23 protein-coding genes and 2 tRNA genes are annotated in these 19,170 nt (G+C 63.2%); 19 read left to right on the forward strand and 6 right to left on the reverse strand.

All coding sequences use genetic code 11. The annotated features are described in order from the left end of the window. Positions 1-473: 473 nt before the first annotated feature. Positions 474-1,208, reverse strand: a complete 735-nt coding sequence (locus tag ACS5Q0_RS22275) for a Crp/Fnr family transcriptional regulator (protein ID WP_473128846.1) — start codon at positions 1,206-1,208, stop codon at positions 474-476. 329 nt (positions 1,209-1,537) lie between these two features. Here ACS5Q0_RS22275 and ACS5Q0_RS22280 point away from each other — a divergent pair, with 329 nt between their 5' ends. Next, complete coding sequence (locus ACS5Q0_RS22280) at positions 1,538-1,975, forward strand: PACE efflux transporter (RefSeq protein WP_473128847.1); 438 nt, start codon at positions 1,538-1,540, stop codon at positions 1,973-1,975. A 117-nt stretch (positions 1,976-2,092) separates the two neighbouring features. Beyond that, entirely contained in the window at positions 2,093-2,617 is a 525-nt protein-coding gene (locus ACS5Q0_RS22285; RefSeq protein WP_473128848.1) for a BA14K family protein, read from the forward strand. Positions 2,618-3,033: 416 nt separating this feature from the next. On the opposite strand, the gene ACS5Q0_RS22290 is transcribed toward ACS5Q0_RS22285, so the two are convergent. Then, positions 3,034-3,123 (reverse strand) — tRNA-Ser (locus ACS5Q0_RS22290). A 277-nt stretch (positions 3,124-3,400) separates the two neighbouring features. Here ACS5Q0_RS22290 and rplU point away from each other — a divergent pair. The 5 genes from rplU (at position 3,401) to proB (ending at position 7,190) form a co-directional block, all read left to right on the forward strand. Next, the gene (rplU, locus tag ACS5Q0_RS22295) at positions 3,401-3,793 is read left to right on the forward strand and encodes a 50S ribosomal protein L21 (RefSeq protein WP_473128849.1); all 393 of its coding nucleotides are present in this window, start codon (positions 3,401-3,403) and stop codon (positions 3,791-3,793) included. Positions 3,794-3,829: 36 nt separating this feature from the next. Beyond that, entirely contained in the window at positions 3,830-4,096 is a 267-nt protein-coding gene (gene rpmA, locus ACS5Q0_RS22300; RefSeq protein WP_009763277.1) for a 50S ribosomal protein L27, read from the forward strand. 177 nt (positions 4,097-4,273) lie between these two features. Further along, complete coding sequence (locus tag ACS5Q0_RS22305) at positions 4,274-4,924, forward strand: GNAT family N-acetyltransferase (protein WP_473128850.1); 651 nt, start codon at positions 4,274-4,276, stop codon at positions 4,922-4,924. Between the two features lie 119 nt (positions 4,925-5,043). Then, on the forward strand, positions 5,044-6,078 hold the full coding sequence (obgE, locus tag ACS5Q0_RS22310; RefSeq protein WP_473128851.1) for a GTPase ObgE: 1,035 nt from the start codon (positions 5,044-5,046) through the stop codon (positions 6,076-6,078). Next, a complete protein-coding gene (gene proB, locus ACS5Q0_RS22315; RefSeq protein WP_473128852.1) occupies positions 6,075-7,190 on the forward strand; it encodes a glutamate 5-kinase in 1,116 nt (371 codons plus the stop codon). The genes obgE and proB overlap by 4 nt, the downstream gene beginning before the upstream one ends. On the opposite strand, the gene ACS5Q0_RS22320 is transcribed toward proB, so the two are convergent. Next, positions 7,160-7,927: a DUF72 domain-containing protein gene (locus ACS5Q0_RS22320; protein WP_473128853.1), complete on the reverse strand. Its 768-nt coding sequence runs from the start codon at positions 7,925-7,927 to the stop codon at positions 7,160-7,162. The two genes, proB and ACS5Q0_RS22320, sit on opposite strands and share 31 nt — an antisense overlap. 199 nt (positions 7,928-8,126) lie before the next feature. On the opposite strand from ACS5Q0_RS22320, the gene ACS5Q0_RS22325 reads away from it, so the two are divergent. The 9 genes from ACS5Q0_RS22325 to ACS5Q0_RS22365 all read left to right on the forward strand — a co-directional run bounded on the left by ACS5Q0_RS22325 (position 8,127) and on the right by ACS5Q0_RS22365 (position 15,482). After that, entirely contained in the window at positions 8,127-9,368 is a 1,242-nt protein-coding gene (locus tag ACS5Q0_RS22325; protein ID WP_473128892.1) for a glutamate-5-semialdehyde dehydrogenase, read from the forward strand. Between the two features lie 26 nt (positions 9,369-9,394). Further along, positions 9,395-10,021 (forward strand): nicotinate-nucleotide adenylyltransferase, encoded by a 627-nt coding sequence (locus tag ACS5Q0_RS22330; RefSeq protein WP_473128893.1) that lies wholly within the window; start codon positions 9,395-9,397, stop codon positions 10,019-10,021. Between the two features lie 152 nt (positions 10,022-10,173). Beyond that, a complete protein-coding gene (rsfS, locus tag ACS5Q0_RS22335) occupies positions 10,174-10,503 on the forward strand; it encodes a ribosome silencing factor (protein ID WP_473128894.1) in 330 nt (109 codons plus the stop codon). Between the two features lie 17 nt (positions 10,504-10,520). Next, on the forward strand, positions 10,521-11,015 hold the full coding sequence (rlmH, locus tag ACS5Q0_RS22340) for a 23S rRNA (pseudouridine(1915)-N(3))-methyltransferase RlmH (protein WP_473128854.1): 495 nt from the start codon (positions 10,521-10,523) through the stop codon (positions 11,013-11,015). 3 nt (positions 11,016-11,018) lie between these two features. After that, a complete protein-coding gene (locus ACS5Q0_RS22345) occupies positions 11,019-12,374 on the forward strand; it encodes a murein hydrolase activator EnvC family protein (RefSeq protein WP_473128855.1) in 1,356 nt (451 codons plus the stop codon). Further along, complete coding sequence (locus ACS5Q0_RS22350) at positions 12,374-13,687, forward strand: S41 family peptidase (protein WP_473128856.1); 1,314 nt, start codon at positions 12,374-12,376, stop codon at positions 13,685-13,687. Before ACS5Q0_RS22345 ends, ACS5Q0_RS22350 begins: the two co-directional genes overlap by 1 nt. A gap of 205 nt (positions 13,688-13,892) precedes the next feature. Continuing rightward, on the forward strand, positions 13,893-14,435 hold the full coding sequence (locus ACS5Q0_RS22355; RefSeq protein ID WP_473128857.1) for an RNA pyrophosphohydrolase: 543 nt from the start codon (positions 13,893-13,895) through the stop codon (positions 14,433-14,435). 96 nt (positions 14,436-14,531) lie between these two features. Then, the gene (locus ACS5Q0_RS22360; RefSeq protein WP_473128858.1) at positions 14,532-14,702 is read left to right on the forward strand and encodes a hypothetical protein; all 171 of its coding nucleotides are present in this window, start codon (positions 14,532-14,534) and stop codon (positions 14,700-14,702) included. A 105-nt stretch (positions 14,703-14,807) separates the two neighbouring features. After that, positions 14,808-15,482 carry a DUF1236 domain-containing protein gene (locus tag ACS5Q0_RS22365; RefSeq protein ID WP_473128859.1) on the forward strand — a complete coding sequence of 225 codons (675 nt, stop codon included), beginning with the start codon at positions 14,808-14,810 and terminating at the stop codon, positions 15,480-15,482. Positions 15,483-15,560: 78 nt separating this feature from the next. On the opposite strand, the gene ACS5Q0_RS22370 is transcribed toward ACS5Q0_RS22365, so the two are convergent. Together ACS5Q0_RS22370 and ACS5Q0_RS22375 are read right to left on the reverse strand one after the other, a co-directional pair. Then, positions 15,561-15,743, reverse strand: a complete 183-nt coding sequence (locus ACS5Q0_RS22370) for a hypothetical protein (RefSeq protein ID WP_473128860.1) — start codon at positions 15,741-15,743, stop codon at positions 15,561-15,563. Positions 15,744-16,052: 309 nt separating this feature from the next. Then, positions 16,053-16,137, reverse strand: a tRNA-Leu gene (locus ACS5Q0_RS22375). A gap of 149 nt (positions 16,138-16,286) precedes the next feature. Here ACS5Q0_RS22375 and ACS5Q0_RS22380 point away from each other — a divergent pair. Both ACS5Q0_RS22380 and ACS5Q0_RS22385 read left to right on the forward strand, forming a co-directional pair. Further along, positions 16,287-16,868, forward strand: coding sequence for a YqaA family protein (locus ACS5Q0_RS22380; RefSeq protein ID WP_473128861.1), 582 nt, complete (start codon positions 16,287-16,289; stop codon positions 16,866-16,868). Between the two features lie 11 nt (positions 16,869-16,879). Beyond that, complete coding sequence (locus ACS5Q0_RS22385; protein ID WP_473128862.1) at positions 16,880-17,380, forward strand: disulfide bond formation protein B; 501 nt, start codon at positions 16,880-16,882, stop codon at positions 17,378-17,380. Between the two features lie 24 nt (positions 17,381-17,404). Here the strand turns inward: ACS5Q0_RS22385 and ACS5Q0_RS22390 are convergent, their stop codons facing one another. Further along, on the reverse strand, positions 17,405-17,971 hold the full coding sequence (locus tag ACS5Q0_RS22390) for an HNH endonuclease (protein WP_473128863.1): 567 nt from the start codon (positions 17,969-17,971) through the stop codon (positions 17,405-17,407). 559 nt (positions 17,972-18,530) lie between these two features. On the opposite strand from ACS5Q0_RS22390, the gene ACS5Q0_RS22395 reads away from it, so the two are divergent. After that, positions 18,531-19,049: a DedA family protein gene (locus ACS5Q0_RS22395; protein WP_473128864.1), complete on the forward strand. Its 519-nt coding sequence runs from the start codon at positions 18,531-18,533 to the stop codon at positions 19,047-19,049. Positions 19,050-19,170: the final 121 nt, after the last annotated feature.

A 19,170-nucleotide genomic window follows, 5' to 3' on the forward strand; every position in this document is an offset into this window, starting at 1 on the left:
CGTCGTGGAGCTGCAGAAGGGCGCCGGCGAGACCGGTGCGGCAGCGAACCAGGTGCTGGGCGCGGCGCAGGAGCTGGCGCGCCACTCCACCGATCTCGACCACGAGGTCGCGAGCTTCCTCTCCGGCGTCAAAGCCGCCTAGAGCCTCGGACGCAAAAGTGGGAACCGGTTTTGTGTGGAAAGAGGCTCACAATCAAAAGCCTAAAGCACCGGGCGTGAGTTCGAATTCACGTCCGATGCTTTAGGCAACCGGGTGTGAAACGGGGGCGCTGTTCGCTGGCGCGGGTCTCCGGTTTCGCTCGTTGTGCTGAGGAAGAAATGCCGGATGGGCGTTGCATCGTGCCTGCCCATTCCGCATCAGGGCCGCTGGAATCAGCGGCCCTTTTCGCGCCCCTCATGATGCCGGCGGCAGCGCTCCAGTCCACTGCGCAGAAGAGCGGCGACGATATTGTTGGGTCGCCGGATCAATCGTCTCAGGAATGTGCCCGTAGATAGGTGCCGGGGAGCAGGCGCTCATACATTTTCCGGGTTTTCCCGTAGCATTCGCAGGCTGTTTCTTCGACGCCAGCCCGGTCGATGACCGTGATGCTGCCTCTGGACTGCTGGATCAATCCTGCCGTCTGCAGAGTTCGGGTGACCATGCTGACCGTCGAGCGCTGAACGCCCAGCATCTCGGCCAGAAATTCGTGTGTGAGCGGCAGGGTGTCTTGCTCGGCACGATCGTGCATGGCCAGGATCCATCGGCAGGTGCGGGCTTCGACCGGGTGAACCGCATTGCATGATACGCTCTGGAACGTATGCATCAGCACAGCCTGGCTATAATTGCTGAACAGCTTGCAGACATCCGGGCGTGCATTGCGCACGTGGTTCAGCCGCTCGAATGCGATCCGTGAGGCGCTGCCGGACATCTGGACGATATAGCGCCCGAAGGCCTCTCGCGTGGCGATTTCGGCCAAGAGGCCCATTACTCCCTCTCGCCCGAAGACCGCCACCTCGACGGCACTCCCGTCCTCCATGACGTTCACCAGCGAAATCATGGCATTGTGGGGAAAATAGGCGTAGTGGAGAAGCTCGCCGGCTTCGTAGAGCACTTGGCCGCGCGTCAACCGCACAGCATCCATGTAAGGGAGTATCGCGGCAAAGTCCTCGGGCTTGAGCGCAGCCAGTAGGCGGTTGGCGCGGTGATCTGCGGTGAGAGCCTCTGTCATGGCAATCTCCACACCCCAATCATATAACGCGTCTATGCACAGTTTGTGGCGTTCTGGAGCGCCACGGAATATCGGATTTCGAAAGATCGAGATGAGCGCGACTCACGGGGGCGCTGATGAGGTCCGCTCTCGACAATGTCTGGTTTTTGCGCACTTCCGGGACCGACCGAAAGTAGCATTAGTGCCTGCTTGCACGAGGCAAAGGGTATGGCGCGTCTGTGCCTTGCTTGAGATGCGCCCCCCTTATATATCACGGCTCTGCGAGGACGACCTCCCCCTTCTGGGCATTCACTCGGGACGACCCGACCTTCCGGCTGGGGGACTGAATCATGCGCACGACTCGTGACCGTATCCGTCACGCCATCAGCTTCGAACTCGTCGGACTTGCTCTCGTCACGCCTCTCGGTGCGTGGGTCTTTGGCATGTCCATGACCGACGTCGGTGTCGTCGGGATTGGCGCCGCGACCATCGCGACGATCTGGAACTACGTCTATAATCTGGGCTTTGACGCCATCATGCAGCGCCTGACGGGCGGAACTCGAAAGGGCATCACCATCCGAGTCCTGCATGCCGTCCTGTTTGAGGCGGGTCTGCTGGTCGTGCTGATGCCTCTCATTGCTTGGTATCTCGATATCGGCCTCTTTGAGGCCTTCCTCATGGATGTGGGCTTCGCCATCTTCTACATGGTCTACGCGTTCGTATTCAATTGGGGATACGATCGGGTTTTCCCCTTGCCCGCATGGCAGGCTTCTTCGCAAACGCCCTGATGGCGGGCCTGTGCCGGAGATTACGAAAGATTAATGCAGGCATTCAGTCATTGTTCACTGGGCGACGTCGAAATTGAACGCAGGCAATTCGTTCACATTCTGCCTGCGGAGTGAGTTATGAAGAGAGTAGTGTCTGGTATTGTTGTGGCGTGTTTGGCCGCTGGTGTTGTCGGGTCTGCGACCAATGCTGCAAACGCGTCTCCTTTGATTTTCGTGAAGCCCGAAGTTGAAGGTGCAGAATTGCAGCAGGTTCAATTTCGTCGCGACCACGATCGGGCCAGATATGAACGCCGCTTCCACCGCCCGCATCATGAACGCCGCGTTGAGCATCCTCGTTTCGAACGGCGCGGCGGCTGGGGTTATTACAACGGGCATCGAGGCTATCGGGACTACCGCCGTGGCTATCGGCATTACAATGGATGGTGGTTTCCGCCGGCGGCCTTTGTCGCGGGAGCCATCATCGGGGGTGCTATCGCCAATCAGCCCGCAGTCGCTGCTCCGCCGGTCTACGCTCCGGTTCGCTTGAGCGCTGCGCATGTCAACTGGTGCACGAACCGCTGGAAGTCCTATCGCGTATCGGACAATAGCTATCAGCCTTTGAGCGGGCCGAGGCTCGCCTGCGTGTCGCCCTACGGCGGCTAGCGCATTGCATGGGCCCGGAGGGCCGCAAGAGTGAAAACCGGGTCCACTGTCCCATGCGATGCGCTCTTCTAAAGAACAGAACGTGGGCGGGCCCTTCGGGTCCGCCTTCAGGCGCCATGATTATGAGTATTTCTGAGGCGGATCCGCTTGTGGGCAGCCTCTGCCACACCTCTCCGATGGTTGCCCGGGAGGCTCGGCTGTGTCGTCGACGATCTCTCGTCGAGGCGGTTGCTTGAGGCTGTCAGCAGAGAGAGTGGCTCTATGTTCGCCCCGTCGACGGGGCGATGCGAGTGGGATGCCCATTCCGAACTCAAAAAGTCGCGTCGATCCCCAGGCCACAGCGCTCCAGGGCGTCAGAACTTTCGGCGGAGCCTTGGCGGCGGAAAAATTTCCTGGAGGCCGGTGGATGGGAATATTGGCGGAGAGGGGGAGATTCGAACTCCCGATACGGTTGCCCGTATGCCGCATTTCGAGTGCGGTGCATTCAACCACTCTGCCACCTCTCCGGAGGGCGAGGGCGTTCAGCCCCGCTGGTTGAGGCCGGGTGGATATCATGGGCTTGGCGGCTCTTCAAGCACCTTGGTGCATGTTTTTGAGAGGTTTTTGATTGACAAATCCAAAGGCAATCCGTACCTAGGCATCCTCTATGAGCGGGTACGAGTGCCTGCTCGTATCCATGCGGCTGCTCTCAGGCGGCCGTGAACCGAAGCCGGAAACTGCCAAAAAGCCAATCCTGCGGGCCATAAGCCTCGTGGAGAATTGGGTTTGAACACGAGGATCAAGATGTTCGCAGTGATCAAGACCGGCGGCAAGCAGTATCGCGTTGCCGCCAACGACGTCATCACCGTCGCCACGCTCGCGGGCGAGCCGGGCACAGCCGTTACGTTCGACCAGGTTCTCATGGTCACCAACGACGGCACGACCCAGGTGGGCGCCCCCCTCGTCGAGGGCGTGACCGTGGCAGGCGAGGTGGTGGAGCACACCCGCGGCGAGAAGGTCATCTCCTTCAAGAAGCGCCGTCGCCAGAATTCGCGCCGCAAGCGCGGGCATCGCCAGGATTACACCGTGGTGCGGATCACTGAGATCCTCGCCGGTGGCGCGAAGCCCAAGAAGGCTGCGCCCAAGAAGACCACCAAGGCCGCGGCGGAAGACGCTGCGCCGGCCACAGCTGAATAAGCGCAAGGCAACTGACAGGAACACGGGAGTAGACCCATGGCTCACAAAAAAGCAGGCGGTTCGTCTCGCAACGGTCGCGATTCCGAAGGCCGTCGTCTCGGTGTCAAGAAGTTCGGCGATCAACAGGTTGTCGCCGGCAACATCATCATTCGTCAGCGCGGCACGAAATGGCATGCGGGCGCGAACGTCGGCATGGGCAAAGACCACACCCTCTTTGCCACGGCCAACGGCCGAGTCCGATTCCTTACGCGTCAAGGCCGAGCCTTTGTATCGGTCGTCCCGGCCCAAGAGGCCGCAGAGTAAACGGCGAGAGCAAAACGAAGGAGCTCCCGCCGGCATCACACCGACCCGGCGGATCGAAGCTCCGAAACAGGCCCAAAAGGCCAAGCTCAGATCCGAGAACCAACAGGGGAGGTGGGATGTCCACCTCCCCTTCGTGTTTTCCGGGCCAGGGAGGCCCATTCGGATCGGAGCAAGAGCATGTTTCCCGACCTCACCCGTGACGATGTTTTCCGTCTCGAGACGCGCCGCCTTTGGCTGCGCTGGCCTCGCCTTGCGGATGCCCAGGCCGTCGTACGTCTTGCCGGTGAGAAAGCTGTCGCGGACATGACGGCCCGAATTCCGCATCCGTACCATCCGGACCAGGCCGAGAGGTTCATCTTCGAGGCGAGGCGGTCCAATGCGAACGGCGAAGGCCTGCAACTGGCGATCACCCCCAAGGGCAAGCCGAACAGCCTCATCGGCGTGGTCGGAATCAGCGCCGATCCTGAAACCGGCAAGCCCAACCTCGGCTATTGGCTCGGCATTCCGTCCTGGGGGCAGGGCTATGCCACCGAGGCGGCCCGGGCTCTGATCGACGCCTTCTTCGCCTACAGTGACGGAAGCGAGATCACGGCCTGCGCCCGGGTGATCAATCCGGCCTCGCGGCGCGTGCTGGAGAAGTGCGGCTTTGCCTATCAGGGCGCAGGGCTCTCCGAGCTGCCTGCCCGGTGCGGCTTCTATCCGGTCGATCATTTCCGCCTCGACCGGCGGACGTGGGAAAGCCTGAAGACCTGGGGCCATACCGGCTTCGTTCCCGAGCCCGCCTCCGTCGAGGTGGAGCTGGACCGCTCCATCTCGTTGGCGAGCTAAGCCGCCTTCACACGAACCGGAGCGCTCCCGAAAACCGTTCGGGAGCGCTTCTCTTTTGTCTGCGTTGCCCGTGCGGGTGCGTTGCTCATGGGCATGTTGTCCCGTAAAGGATACGGGTTATGAAATTTCTCGACCAAGCCAAGATTTATATTCGTTCGGGCAATGGCGGCGCGGGCGCCGTGTCGTTCCGCCGTGAAAAGTTCATTGAATTCGGTGGGCCTGACGGCGGCGACGGCGGCCGTGGCGGCGACGTATGGGCTGAATGCGTAGAGGGGCTCAACACGCTCATCGACTACCGCTACCAGCAGCATTTCAAGGCCAAGACCGGCGGCCACGGCATGGGCAAGAACCGCGCCGGCGCCAAGGGCGCCGATGCGGTGCTGAAGGTGCCCGCCGGCACGGAAATCCTGGAGGAGGACGGCGAGACCGTCATTGCCGACATGACCCATGTGGGCCAGCGCGTGCTGCTCGCCAAAGGCGGCAACGGTGGCTTCGGCAATGCGTATTTCACCACTTCCACCAACCGTGCGCCGCGCCGGGCCAATCCGGGCCAGGAGGGCGTGGAGCGCACGCTCATCTTGCGTCTGAAGCTGATCGCCGATGCCGGACTCGTCGGCCTGCCCAATGCCGGCAAGTCGACCTTCCTGGCTGCGGTCACGGCGGCGAAGCCCAAGATCGCCGATTATCCGTTCACCACGCTTCATCCGGGACTCGGGGTCGTGCGCGTCCATGGCCGCGAATTCGTGCTGGCGGATATCCCGGGCCTGATCGAGGGCGCGTCGGAGGGTGTCGGCCTCGGTGATCGTTTCTTGAGCCATGTGGAGCGCTGCCGTGTGCTGCTGCATCTCGTCGAAGGCACGAGCGAGGACGCGGGCGAGGCCTACAGGACCGTCCGTCACGAGATCGAGGCCTACGGCCACGGGCTTGCCGACAAGCCCGAGATCGTCGCGCTCTCGAAGGCTGACGCTTTGGACGAGGACACGCTCAAAGAGCAGCTCAAAACCCTGAAGAAGGCCTGCAAGCGTACGCCGCTCGTGATGTCCTCCGCATCGGGGCAGGGCGTGCAGGAGGTGCTGCAGGCGCTCCTCGCTGTCATCGACGAGGCGAAGGCCGAGGAAGAGACTGTCGAAACCGAAGATGAGTGGCATCCGTGAGCCCCCAGATCAGCCAGTTTCGCCGCGTCGTCCTGAAAGTCGGCTCCGCGCTCCTGGTGGATCGCGCCAGGGGTCGGCTGAATCATGCGTGGCTCGCCGCGCTCGCGGAGGATATCGCAGACCTCCATGCCAAGGGCGCGGATGTCCTCGTCGTCTCCTCCGGCGCCATCGCCATGGGGCGCACGGTCCTGGGGTTGCCGTCCGGCCCCTTGAGGCTGGAAGAGAGCCAGGCGGCCGCCGCCGTCGGCCAGATCGCGCTCGCGCGGACCTGGTCGGAGGTGCTGGCTCATCACGGCATCACCGCAGGCCAGATTCTCGTGACGCTCTCCGACACGGAGGAGCGGCGGCGCTACCTCAATGCGCGCGCGACGACGCTGAAGCTGCTCGAAATGCGCGCGGTGCCCGTGATCAACGAGAACGACACGGTGGCGACGTCCGAGATCCGCTATGGCGACAACGATCGCCTGGCGGCACGCGTGGCCACCATGATCGGGGCGGATCTTCTGGTGCTGTTCTCCGACATCGATGGGCTCTACACGGCGCCGCCTGCATCCGATCCCGATGCTGAGCATATTCCCGTCGTCCAACGCATCACGCCCGCTATCGAAGCCATGGCGGGAGGGGCTGCGTCCGAGTTGTCGCGCGGCGGCATGCGCACCAAGGTGGAGGCGGGCAAGATCGCCACGTCCGGCGGCACGCACATGATCATCGCCGACGGGCGCGCGAAGAATCCCTTGCGGCGCGTGGCGGAAGGTGGGCGCTGCACCTGGTTCCTCACGCCGTCCAACCCTGCGACGGCGCGAAAGACATGGATCGCCGGCGCGCTCGAGCCGCGCGGCGCGATCATTGTGGATGAAGGAGCGGCACGCGCGCTGAAAGGCGGCGCAAGTCTCCTGCCAGTCGGCGTGCGCCGCATCGAGGGCACGTTCCATCGCGGCGACGCGGTCACGATTCGGGATGAAAGCCGCGTTCTCGGGCGCGGTCTCGTGGCTTATGACGCCGAGGAGGCCTCTCGCATCATCGGCCGCCCGAGCCGCGATATCGAAGCCATCCTCGGCTATCCCGGTCGCGCCGAGATGGTTCACCGGGACGACATGGCGCTCAGCGACTGATCGTCGTTCAAAATTCTCAGCAGGGTCTGAGCGTCGCCGGGAGCAGCGCTTTTGATGTCGTTGTCGAAATAGACGTAAACGTCACGTTCCTCCCGACGCCATTCCGCGATCCGATGGGACCAGGCCCGCAGGGTTGCCTCGCTGTAGCTCCCCGCGTAGCGGCCGTCGGTGCCATGGGCGCGCACATAGACGAAAGCGGCGGTGCTCATCCAAGGGGCGGGAGCATCGGCGTGGTCGGACAAGCAGAGCGCCGCGTCGTGATCGCGCAGGATGCGAAAGGTGGCTTCTTCATACCAGCTCGGGTGGCGAAACTCGAAGGCGATGCGCTGGTCTTGCGGAACGAGCGATAGGCAGCGCGCAACCCGCCCGCGTGTTTCCTCATTGGCCCGCAGCATGGGCGGCAGCTGAAACAGGACGGGTCCGGAGGCATCGCCCAGGCCCGCCATGCGCCCGAAGACGAGATCGAGGCTCTCCTCGACGTCTTTCAGCTTCTTCATATGCGTGATGAAGCGCGAAACCTTCCAGGCGAAGATAAAGCCGTTCGGCACGCTCTCCCGCCAGGTCCTCACGGCCTGCTCCGTCGGCAGCCTGTAGAAGGAATTGTTGATCTCGGCCGTATCGAAACGACCCGTATAATAGGAAAGGAAGTCCTTGATCTTTAAGGTCGCAGGGTAGAAAGGTCCGTGCCAGGACTTATAGTGCCAGCCGGACGTTCCCACCCGGACCTCGGGATGCATCGTGGCATGCCGGACGGGGCGGCCCGGCTCTGGGATATCCCGGCGCGCTATGGATTGTGGATGGTTGGTTTCCCTTCGAGAAGCGGAGGGCTGGGACTGGGACATGGATGACACTCGAGCCTTGAGCGACACGTCGCTCGTCGAACACCTCAACGCGTCAGGTGCGGCTTCGGTTGGGAATCCGGATGTTCCGGCGCTCATGGCCGAGCTGGGACGCCGTGCCCGCCAGGCCGCCCGTGATATCGCCCTGGCTTCCTCCGAGCAGAAGAATGCGGCCTTGCGCACGATTGCCGCCAGCATTCGCGCGCGGGCGACCGCCATCCTTGCCGCCAATGCGGAGGATCTGGCCGAGGCCAGGGCCAAGGGGCAGACCCCGGCCTTCGTCGATCGCCTCGTTCTGAACCCGGAGCGCCTCGAAGCCATCGCCGCCGCCGTGGAGAGCATCGCCGAGCTGCCTGATCCCGTCGGCCGCCTGCTGGCGTGCTTCGAGCGTCCCAACGGCTTGAAGATCGAGCGCGTCGCGACGCCGCTCGGCGTGATCGGCGTCATCTTCGAGAGCCGCCCGAATGTGACGGCGGATGCGGGGGCCTTGTGCCTCAAGGCGGGCAACGCCGCCATCCTGCGCACCGGCTCCGACAGCTTCCGCAGCGCGCTCGCCATCGCGGAGGCCATGAGCGAGGGGCTGGAGAAAGCCGGATTGCCCGCCGACGCCATTCGCCTCGTCCCCACGCGCGACCGCGCCGCCGTAGGGGCCATGCTGTCGGGACTCGGCGGGAATCTCGACGTGATCGTGCCGCGCGGGGGCAAGAGCCTCGTGGCTCGCGTTCAGGAAGAGGCGCGGGTCCCGGTCTTCGCGCATCTCGAAGGCCTCAACCATGTGTTCGTGCACGGCAAAGCCGATCTGGAGATGGCGAAGAGCATCGTGCTGAACGCCAAGATGCGGCGGACGGGCGTCTGTGGCGCGGCGGAGACGCTGCTTGTCGACCGCGCCTGCGCGGCCACTCATTTGAAGCCGCTTGTGCTGATGCTGCTGGATGCGGGCTGCGCCGTGCGCGGGGACACGGCCACGCAGGCCGTCGATCCGCGCGTCACGCCTGCAACGGAAGAGGATTGGCGCACCGAGTACCTCGACGCCATCATCGCCATGCGCGTGGTAAACGGATTGGATGAGGCCATCGCGCATATTGAAACTTACGGCTCCCATCATACCGATTCCATCGTCACGGACGATGCCGCGGCCGCGGAGCGCTTCCTCAGGGAAGTGGATTCGGCCATCGTGCTTCACAATGCATCGACGCAATTCGCCGATGGCGGCGAGTTCGGGTTCGGGGCCGAGATCGGCATCGCCACGGGCCGCATGCATGCCCGCGGTCCTGTCGGCGTGGAGCAGCTGACGTCGTTCAAATATCGCATCCACGGTTCGGGTCAGACGCGCCCGTGATTTCCCCTCCCTCCCGTTTCCGTCTGATGCCCTCAGGGCTCGTCCGCGTGCCGCTGGCTACCCCCGGCATGCGGATCGGGCTCTATGGCGGCTCGTTCAATCCGGCGCATGCCGGACACCGCCATGTGAGCCTCATGGCGCTCAAGCGCCTGGGGCTCGACCGCATCTGGTGGATCGTCACCCCTGGTAACCCCCTGAAGGATACGGGCGAGCTGGCGTCCACCCCGATGCGTGTCACGCAGGCGAAAGAAGTCGCCGGCGACCCGCGAATCGACGTCACCGCCTTCGAGGAGGACATCGGCGCACGGTACACCGTCGATACCCTGGCCTATCTCAAGCGCCGTTTTCCGGGCGTGCACTTCGTGTGGATCATGGGCGCGGACAATCTGGCGGGCTTCCATCGCTGGCGAGGCTGGCGGCGCATCGCTCGGCTGATGCCCATTGCGGTCATCGACCGCCCTGGTTGGACCCTGAAGGCGATGCGCTCCCGCGGCGCGACGGTCCTTTCGGGGGGGCGCATCCATGAGGAGAAGGCACGGGCGCTGGCCGGTCTCAGGCCGCCAGCCTGGGTCTTCCTGCACGGCCCCCGCTCGCATCTGTCCTCCACCATGCTGCGGCAAATGGGACGAACTTCTCCTTCCGGGGGACGTTGAAAGATGGGGGCATCCGATCTTATCTTAAGAATCGGCGCTCCCCTTGGGCGCTGCTTAGAAAGGGCTTGAACCTGAACCGACTGAACTCTCTCGAAGCGGATACGAACACGCTTCCCCCTCTCTCCGGAGCGACTGCTCCGCAGGATGAGGATATCCGGGCCGCCGTCCTGGCTTCCATCGAGGATATGAAGGCCGAAAACACGGTCGAAATCGACCTGGCCGGTAAGACCTCCCTTGCTGACACCATGATCGTTACGTCAGGCCGTTCCCATCGTCACGTGGGCGCGATCGCCGACCGTCTGGTCAAGGATCTCAAGGACAAGGGGTTCGGCACTCCGCGCGTGGAAGGCCTGCCTGCCTGCGATTGGGTGCTTATCGACGCCGGCGACATTCTCGTTCACATCTTCCGCCCCGAGGTTCGTGGCTTCTACAACCTCGAGAAGATGTGGGGCGCCGATCGTCCTCAGGATCGCGCGAGCTGAACTGAAGGCTTGAACCGTTGCGACTGAGCTTGCTGGCCGTGGGCCGTCTCAAGAGCGGCCCCGAACGGGAGCTGGTCGAGCGATACAGGCAGAGGGTGGACGGCATGGGCCGGGCCCTGGGTCTGGCCGGGCTCGACATCGTCGAGTTGCCGGAAAGCCGCGCGCGCCGGGAGGACGACCGCCGCGCCGAAGAGGCTGAGGCCCTTCTGGAGAAGGCCGGATCCTCCGTGCTGATCGTGTTCGACGAGCGCGGCAAAAGTCCCTCGAGCGAGGCTTTCGCCGAGCGAATCAGGCAGTGGCGCGACGAAGGTCGTTCCGGGGTAGCCTGTGTGATCGGAGGCCCGGACGGCCTCGATCCCAAGATCCGCCAACGCGCCGAGTTGGTGGTTTCCTTCGGTGCGCTCACGATGCCGCACCAGATCGTCCGGGCGCTCGTGGCCGAGCAGCTTTATAGGGCGCTGACAATCATGGCCGGGCACCCTTATCATCGCGCCGGTCACGATGATTCCTGACGAATGTTCCGCCTGATGAATCTTCCCTCCCGCAAGGCCCTTGGCTTTGCCTCATGCCTGGCTGTTTGTGCCCTGGGCCCCGCATGGGCCCAGCAGGCGCCTGCGCCCGCTGCGGGAGCCTCGAAGGTTTCGCCCGAAACCGAGGAGGAGAAAAGGAAGCGCCAGAACGACCTCAAGGTTCTGGAGGAGGCGATGAACGCCAGCGCCGAGGCCCAGAGGCGCCTCACGGCAGAAATCGAGTCGATCAAGACGGATCGGGCCAAGCTCAATGCCACCCTGATCGAAACCGCAGGCCGAGTTCGGGATACGGAGGACCGGATTCGCGGGCTGGAGCAGCGCCTCCAGACGTTGACGTCCTCCGAGGCGGCCATCCGCCGCTCCCTGGAGAGCCGCCGCGGCGTGATCGTCGAGGTCTTTGCGGCCCTCCAGCGGATGGGCCGCCGCCCGCCGCCCGCCGTCCTGGTGCGGCCCGAAGACATGCTCGAGGCCGTGCGGGCCTCCATCATGCTGGGCGCGGTGCTGCCGGAGCTCAGGGCCGAGGCCGAGATTCTGGCCTCCGATCTTGCCGAGCTGGTGCGCCTCAAGGAGGCGATTGCCATCGATCGCACCACTCTCAACGCCGAACTGGGGCCGCTGAACGGCGAGCAGCAGCGCCTGACTGCGCTCATGGAGGTCCGCCAGAGCCGCATGGCCGAGGTCGAGCGCAACGTCGGGGCCGAGCGGGACAAGGCGGCGGCGCTTGCCCGTCAGGCTGGAACTCTCAAAGAGTTGATCGACCGGATGGAGGCGGAGATCGCCAGCGCCCAGAGGGCTGCCGAGGAAGCCCGGAAGGCGGCGGAGGCGCAGGAGCGCGAGGCCAGGGAGCGCTTTGCCCAGGCTGCCTTCCGCGATCCGGCCAGGCTGGCGCCGAAAATCCCGTTCTCGGAGGCGAGAGGCATGCTTCCGAGGCCGGTCAGCGGCGAGGTGACGTCGAATTTCGGCGCCGATGACGGCTATGGCGGAACGACGCGCGGCATTTCGATCACCACCCGTCCGAAGGCGGCTGTCGTATCACCAGCGGACGGCTGGGTGGCCTTTGCCGGGCCCTTTCGGTCCTACGGTCGACTCTTGATCATCAACGCAGGCGGGGGATATTATGTTCTTCTGGCCGGTATGGACCAAATCAACGTCGACGTCGGGCAATTCGTGCTCGCTGGCGAGCCAGTTGCGACCATGGGTGACACCTCTCTCATGAGTTTGACTGGATCTGCCATAGAAAAGAACAATCCCGTCCTCTATGTTGAGTTCAGGAAAGACGGCGGTTCAATCGACCCAGGTCCCTGGTGGGCGAAATCGCAAAGCGAAAAGGTTCGCGGATAATGCGCAAACTCTCCCTATTGATTCTCGGTGTGGCTATCGGTGCCGGCAGCGCGACCATGGTGTCGCAGACGAGCCTGATGACCTCGGGCGCAGTCGCCGCCTCGGCCGATACCTACCGTCAGCTGAGCCTTTTCGGAGACGTCTTCGAGAAGGTCCGCACGGATTATGTCGAGAAGCCGGACGAGTCGAAGCTCGTCGAATCGGCCATCAACGGCATGCTGACCTCGCTCGATCCGCATTCGAGCTACATGGATGCCAAGAGCTTCCGCGACATGCAGGTGCAGACCCGCGGTGAGTTCGGCGGCTTGGGCATCGAAGTGACGATGGAAGACGGCCTCGTGAAGGTCGTGACCCCGATCGACGACACGCCGGCCTCCCGCGCCGGCATCCTGGCCAACGACGTTATCACCCAGATCGACGGTGAGCAGGTTCAGGGCCTCAACCTGAACCAGGCCGTCGACAAGATGCGCGGTCCGGTCAATTCCTCGGTGATGCTGAAGATCCAGCGCAAAGAGGCGAAGGATCCGATCGAGGTGAAGCTTACCCGTGAGACCATCAAGGTCCGCCCGGTGCGCGCCCGCGCCGAAGGCGATATCGGCGTTCTGCGCATCACGCAGTTCAACGAACAGACCTACGATGGCCTGCGCTCGGGAATCGAGAAGCTCAGCCAGGATATCGGCGCCGACAAGGTGGCTGGCTTTGTCATCGACCTGCGCAACAACCCGGGCGGCCTGCTCGATCAGGCGATCATGGTTTCCGACGCGTTCCTCGATCGCGGCGAGATCGTCTCGACCCGCAGCCGCAATGCGGAGGATACGCAGCGCTTCAGCGCCAAGGCCGGCGATCTGACGAAGGGCAAGCCCCTCGTCGTGCTCGTGAATGGCGGCTCGGCCTCTGCGTCCGAGATCGTGGCCGGCGCCCTGCAGGACCACAAGCGTGCGACGGTGCTCGGCACACGCTCCTTCGGCAAGGGCTCCGTGCAGACCATCATCCCGCTCGGCGGCAACGGCGCGGTGCGCCTGACCACGGCGCGCTATTACACGCCGTCGGGCCGCTCGATCCAGGCCAAGGGCATCGATCCGGATATCGAGGTGCTGCAGGATGTGCCCGACGAGCTGAAGGGCAAGGACGAGACCAAGGGTGAGGCCGGTCTGCGCGGCCACCTGCAGAACGGCGGCGATAAGGAAGAGCGCGGCGGTTCCTCCGCTTACGTTCCGCCGGATCCGACCAAGGACAAGCAGCTCCTGGCCGCTTACGATCTGCTCCACGGGGTGCGCAAGGGCGCGGCCAACATCACGCCGACCCAGAACTGAGTTCGGCTGCATCACAAAACGATCAAGCCTGGCGTTGACGGACGCCAGGCTTTTTCATTCAGGCTTTGACAATCGTACGGGACGGCTTGTGCAGAATCCTTTGAAACGGCACTCTGCAGGCTCGATCTTTGGAACCATCGATACAAGCCGGCGATGACTGAGATGATCGGCGAACGTGGGGGCGAGGCAAGGGAGTGAATGTCTGATGAGAAACGCCAAAAGCCCGCAGAGCAGGAAGGAGCTACCGTATCGCTCCTGCGTCGGCGTCATGCTGCTCAACAAGCAGGGCCATGTTTTCATCGGGCGGCGTCATTCTTCCGATTCGAGCGATCAGGTCGCCGACGGCTATGCGTGGCAGATGCCCCAGGGCGGCATCGATCCTGGCGAGGATCCCTATCAAGCAGCCCTGCGTGAGTTGTACGAGGAAACCAGCGTTCGCTCGGTCAGGCTGCTCGCCGAAGCGCCTGACTGGTATTCCTACGACTTGCCATCCATGGTGGCGGGGCGCGCATGGCGAGGCCGCTACCGCGGGCAAACGCAAAAATGGTTCGCCTTCCGATTCGAAGGCGACGAGAACGAGATCAACATCACGCAGCCGGGCGGCGGGCACCACAAACCCGAATTCGACGAGTGGCGCTGGGAGGAGATGCATCGGCTGCCCGAGCTTATCATCCCGTTTAAGCGCGGCGTGTACGAGAATGTCGTCGCGGCTTTCGGCCATCTGGCTCCGCAGGAAACAGGGGCCTGATTGCTGTCGAGCTCTCCGCCCCTGCAGCGTCCGCAGGAACCACGTCAAAGCTTGTGAGTTGTTCCCGCGCTTTCGTGCAACCGACCGAGGCTGATCGTGCCGAACGAGCCCTTCGACCCTGAACCGAGCAACTCTCTCTCGAAGGACTTTCGCATCTTCCTCGATTCCGGATTCCTGATCGCGTTGCTGCTGGGTTTGTTGCTGCTCGCCTGCGTCGGGGGCGTCCTCCTCTACGCCGCCATGAAGTATGATATTTCGCCGTTGTGACACCCCTGCCGAACGACTTTAGGAACGGAACCCTCACGAACACTCTCCGTTGACATGGTCATGTGAGGGGCAGGGGGTCTGCTCCTCGTCGATGGAGGGTTCTCAATGCGCGTAACTTTGTTAGCAACCGTTGCGGCGGCAGCTCTTTCCCTCAGCGTGGCGGCCATTGCTCAAACGAGTGGTGGCTCGGGTGGAACATCGGGGGGCACCTCGGGCACCGTCTCCGGTGGCACCTCCGGCGGAACGGCAGGTGGCACTTCAGGCGGCGCTTCGGGCACCACCTCTGGGACGACTTCAGGCGGAACGTCGGGTACGAGCTCCGGTGCCGCATCGGGCGGTACCTCGGGCGGAACGTCAGGCACCTCGGGTGGAACGTCCGGTGCGACCGGCGGAGCGGCAGGCAGCACTTCGGGCGGCGCAGCTGCGACCGGCACCACATCGGGTACAACGAGTGGGACGTCCGGCAAGGCAGGCGGCGCCGCCAACACGACCGGCAGCACCTCCGGCTCCAATGTCAACGTCTCGAGCGAACAGCGCACGGAAATCACGCGTGCCTTCAGCAGCGTGAGAACCGAGCCAATGAACGACGTGAACTTTTCGGTGAACGTCGGCACCGTCGTTCCGGAGACTGTCGTGACACATCTGCACGCATGCCCGAGCGAGGTGGTGCGCATCCTCCACGGCCTGCCGGAATGCCGCTATGTGATCGTGCGTGATCAGGTGGTGATCGTGGAGCCCAAGACACGCAAGATCGTGACGGTCATCGAACGTCGCGGCTGAGGCCTCTGACGCCTATCGCTCCGACAACGCCCGTGATGGAAAGCGCATCACGGGCGTTTTTTCTGGCCCGGTGAAGGCTCAAGCCGCATGGGGGAACTCGTTCCTGCCCGTCTGGGATTCCTGTTGCGGCATCATCGCGATAGCCGCACGGGCATAGCGGCGGAATTCCTCCTTCAGGATTTCCGGCTCGGCTTCCCACAGCAATGCATCGTCCTCCGCCTCGTAAAGAGCCCGAGCGACGTATTCAATTTCTTGGTCCATGATAGTGCCCCTTCATGTCTTCGGTCGTTGCTTCTTGCGGCCGCCTGCACCACGCTTCTTTTATCGATTTTAGCGGGCGACAGGACTTGGCCGTTCAACGATGGCCATTTGTCCAAAAGGTTTCTGATTTGCCAAATGTGCAAAAGGGGTAGCTCAATGGATCCAAGCAGAAACGCGGGACGATGCAGGCGATCTCTTCAGGCTGTCATCCTACCCTGATCGCCCTCCGCGGTGTGGCCAGTGATGGAAGAGAGCCGCATCAACGATCAAACGCAAGAAAAACCCTCGGTCGTGCCGAGGGTTAGGCAATGGTGCCCCTGGCCGGGATCGAACCAGCACTCCTTGCGGAACTCGATTTTGAGTCGAGCGCGTCTACCAATTCCGCCACAGGGGCAAGGATCTGCGGAGTACCATGAGGAATTGAGCGTGGTCAATCAGGCAGATGTGAAAGCTTGGGCGGAGCCTGCCTCTCGCTATTCCGGGCGGCTTGTGCTCAAAGGAGCCGGGGCGTGCGGCCTCAAGACCGATATCTGCCGGAATTCCATGCTCAGACGCCTTTACGACTGGACGCTGTCTCTCGCCTCCAAGCCTTCGGCTCCTTATGCCCTGGCCGCCGTGTCCTTCGCGGAAAGCTCGTTCTTTCCCGTGCCGCCGGACGTGATGCTCGTGCCGATGATGCTGGCGCGTCCGGATCGGGCTTGGTTCTATGCCCTGATCTGCACCATCGCCTCCGTGCTCGGGGGTATCCTGGGCTATGCCATCGGGGTGGCCTTCTACGATACAATCGGGGCCCGGCTTTTCGAGTTCTATGGCCTCACCCAGGGCGTCGAGGCGTTCCGGCACGGCTATGCGGAATACGGGCATTGGGTGATCCTTCTCAAGGGCCTCACACCTATTCCCTACAAGCTCGTCACCATCACATCGGGCCTCGCGGGCTATTCCCTGGGATGGTTCATCCTGCTCTCTGCCCTGACCCGGGGCGCGCGCTTCTTCCTCGTCGCGCTGCTCATGAGCCGGTTCGGGCCGCGCATCAAATCGGTCATCGACAACCACTTCAACCTGGTTGCAACCGGGGCCATCGTCGTCATCATCGGCGGCTTCGTCGCTTTCCGTTATCTTTTCTAAAGGGGACAGGGATGAGCCTTCGCCTGACCATGCGCCAAGCTGCCCTGGCCGTCGTTCTGGCCGCAGCCGCCACCATCGGCGGAGCGCTCGTGTTCGAGCATGTGTTCGGCTATGTGCCCTGCAAGCTCTGCCTGATTCAGCGCAATCCCTATTACATTGCCATGCCTCTGGGGCTCGTGGCGGCCCTTCTGCCGCCCTCCTGGACGCGGATGGGCCTGTGGCTCCTGGCGTTGATCTTCCTCGTGAGCGCAGGGCTCGGGGCTTACCACGCCGGCGTCGAATGGGGCTTCTTCGTCGGACCCAGCGATTGCGGGGGCGGCTCGGGCGCCGGCACCGGAAACATGGGCGATTTTCTCAACCAGCTGCAGAATACGCGCGTGGTGAGCTGCACGGCCGCCGCATGGCGTTTTCTCGGCCTGTCCCTGGCGGGCTGGAATGTGCTGATCTCGCTCGCCCTCGCGGCCTTCGCCGCGAAGGCGGCCGCGGGCAAGGGCTTCGCTCTGGGGCGCTAAAGCTCGTTTGGGGGCGGTCCGGCTTTAAGTTTCGAGCTCGGCATCCCAATACAGGAAGTCCATCCAGGTCTGGTGCAGATCGTCCCTCGCCTGTGGCAGACGGCGGGCGATGGCGTCGAGTTCGTGGGGAGACGGTTCGAACGGCTTGCGCCGGAGGGTCATGCCGGCCTGCTGCGGCGTCTTGCTTCCCTTGCGCAAGTTATCGGCACTGCAGGATGCGACGATATTGCTCCAGGCCGACATGCCGCCCCGGCTCTTGGGGACGACGTGATCGAAAGTCAGATCCTTGGCGTCATATCGTTGGCCGCAATATTGGCAGGTGAACTCGTCCCGTAGGAACAGATGATACCGGGTAAACGCGACCTTCTTGCGTTTGCGGTAGCGCTTGAGAGCGACGACGGCCGGAACTTCGAAGGATTGATTGGCGGAGTGGACCAGGACGTCTTCATAGGTCTTGATCTGGACGACCCGGTCCTGAATCACGGCGACGAAGGCGTCCTGCCAGTTCCAGATCGACAAGGGAGCCCAACTGAGCGGCTGCAGATCCGCATTGAGAACGAGGGTTCTCAGGTTGGAGATGGGAACATTCATCCGAGAACCCCCATTCCGGAGTGCGATTGTGCGGAAAGGGGCGGGGTTCCGATCCGCTCAGGCGCCCATCGGTTTCCTTGGGGCATTCGCCACGAGGACGCGGAACGATGTCGAAGCAGGGAGCGGCCGGTTTGAGGAGAGGCTGAGCGTCGAATCGAGTGGGTGGTCGAAGAGAGGCAGATTGTGGCCCTCGGACTTCGAAACGCTTTATCATACTCGGAAATGACGTTCATGAGATCGAGGAACGCCGCCCTCATCGTATTCCACCAGCGACGGATGGGCATACGATCATCGCTCAATGACCGGTCGCTGGTCTCGAGGGCAAGGGCCGGAGCGGCCTCCGGCCTCACAACAGGTTTGATGCGAATCGTCACATCGCCTCCTCTCAAAGAAGAGTAGTCCCGTTTGAGTAGACTATAGGCAATGTGACGGTGTTGTGAAGTTGGCACGCGAAGGTGTTTGTGACGCACCTCACAGGAAATGAATGCGGGGTAGGGGTCCCGCAACGGAAGCGAACAGAGGCGGCTCACCCGCTGCCGAAGAGAGGGACCCATCGAAAATGAGCGTTCTTCAGCACGGTTTCGGGTCGCTCGAAGCGGCCATCGCCTCCTATGGGGTCTTTGCGCTCTTCGTCGTGCTTTACTTCGAGTCCTTCGGGGTGCCGCTCCCAGGCGAAAGCGCCCTGATCACCGTGTCCCTGCTCGCCGCCCGGGGCGATCCAGCCATCGGCCATGTCGTCCTGGCGGCATGGCTGGGAGCGGTGCTGGGGGACAGCACCGGCTATCTGATCGGACGCCTGGGCGGGCGTCCGCTGCTGCTGTGGTTGGCGCCGCGGGTCAAGCTGGCGCCGGACAAGCTGTCCCGCGTGGAGGCGATGGCCCGCGAGAAGGGCTTCATCATGGTGATGACGGCGCGTTTCGTCGTGGTCCTGCGGCAGCTCAACGGCATCCTGGCCGGGACGGTCGCCATGCCCTGGCCTCGGTTCGCCTTGGCGAACGCCCTCGGTGCACTGGCATGGGCCGCCTTCTGGGGGCTGGGAGCCTATTTCTTCGCCGATCTGTTCCGCCGCTTCGTTTAGAGCATTTTTCGGCGAGGTGGATCCGGTTCACCGCCCAAAAACGCAGCAAGGCAAAGAAAAGAGCTGATTCCACGCAAGGGAATCAGCTCCGAAACCGTCCTTGCCACTCCAGGCGACGGGG

The sequence above is a fragment of the Microvirga sp. HS2 genome, from assembly GCF_055792805.1.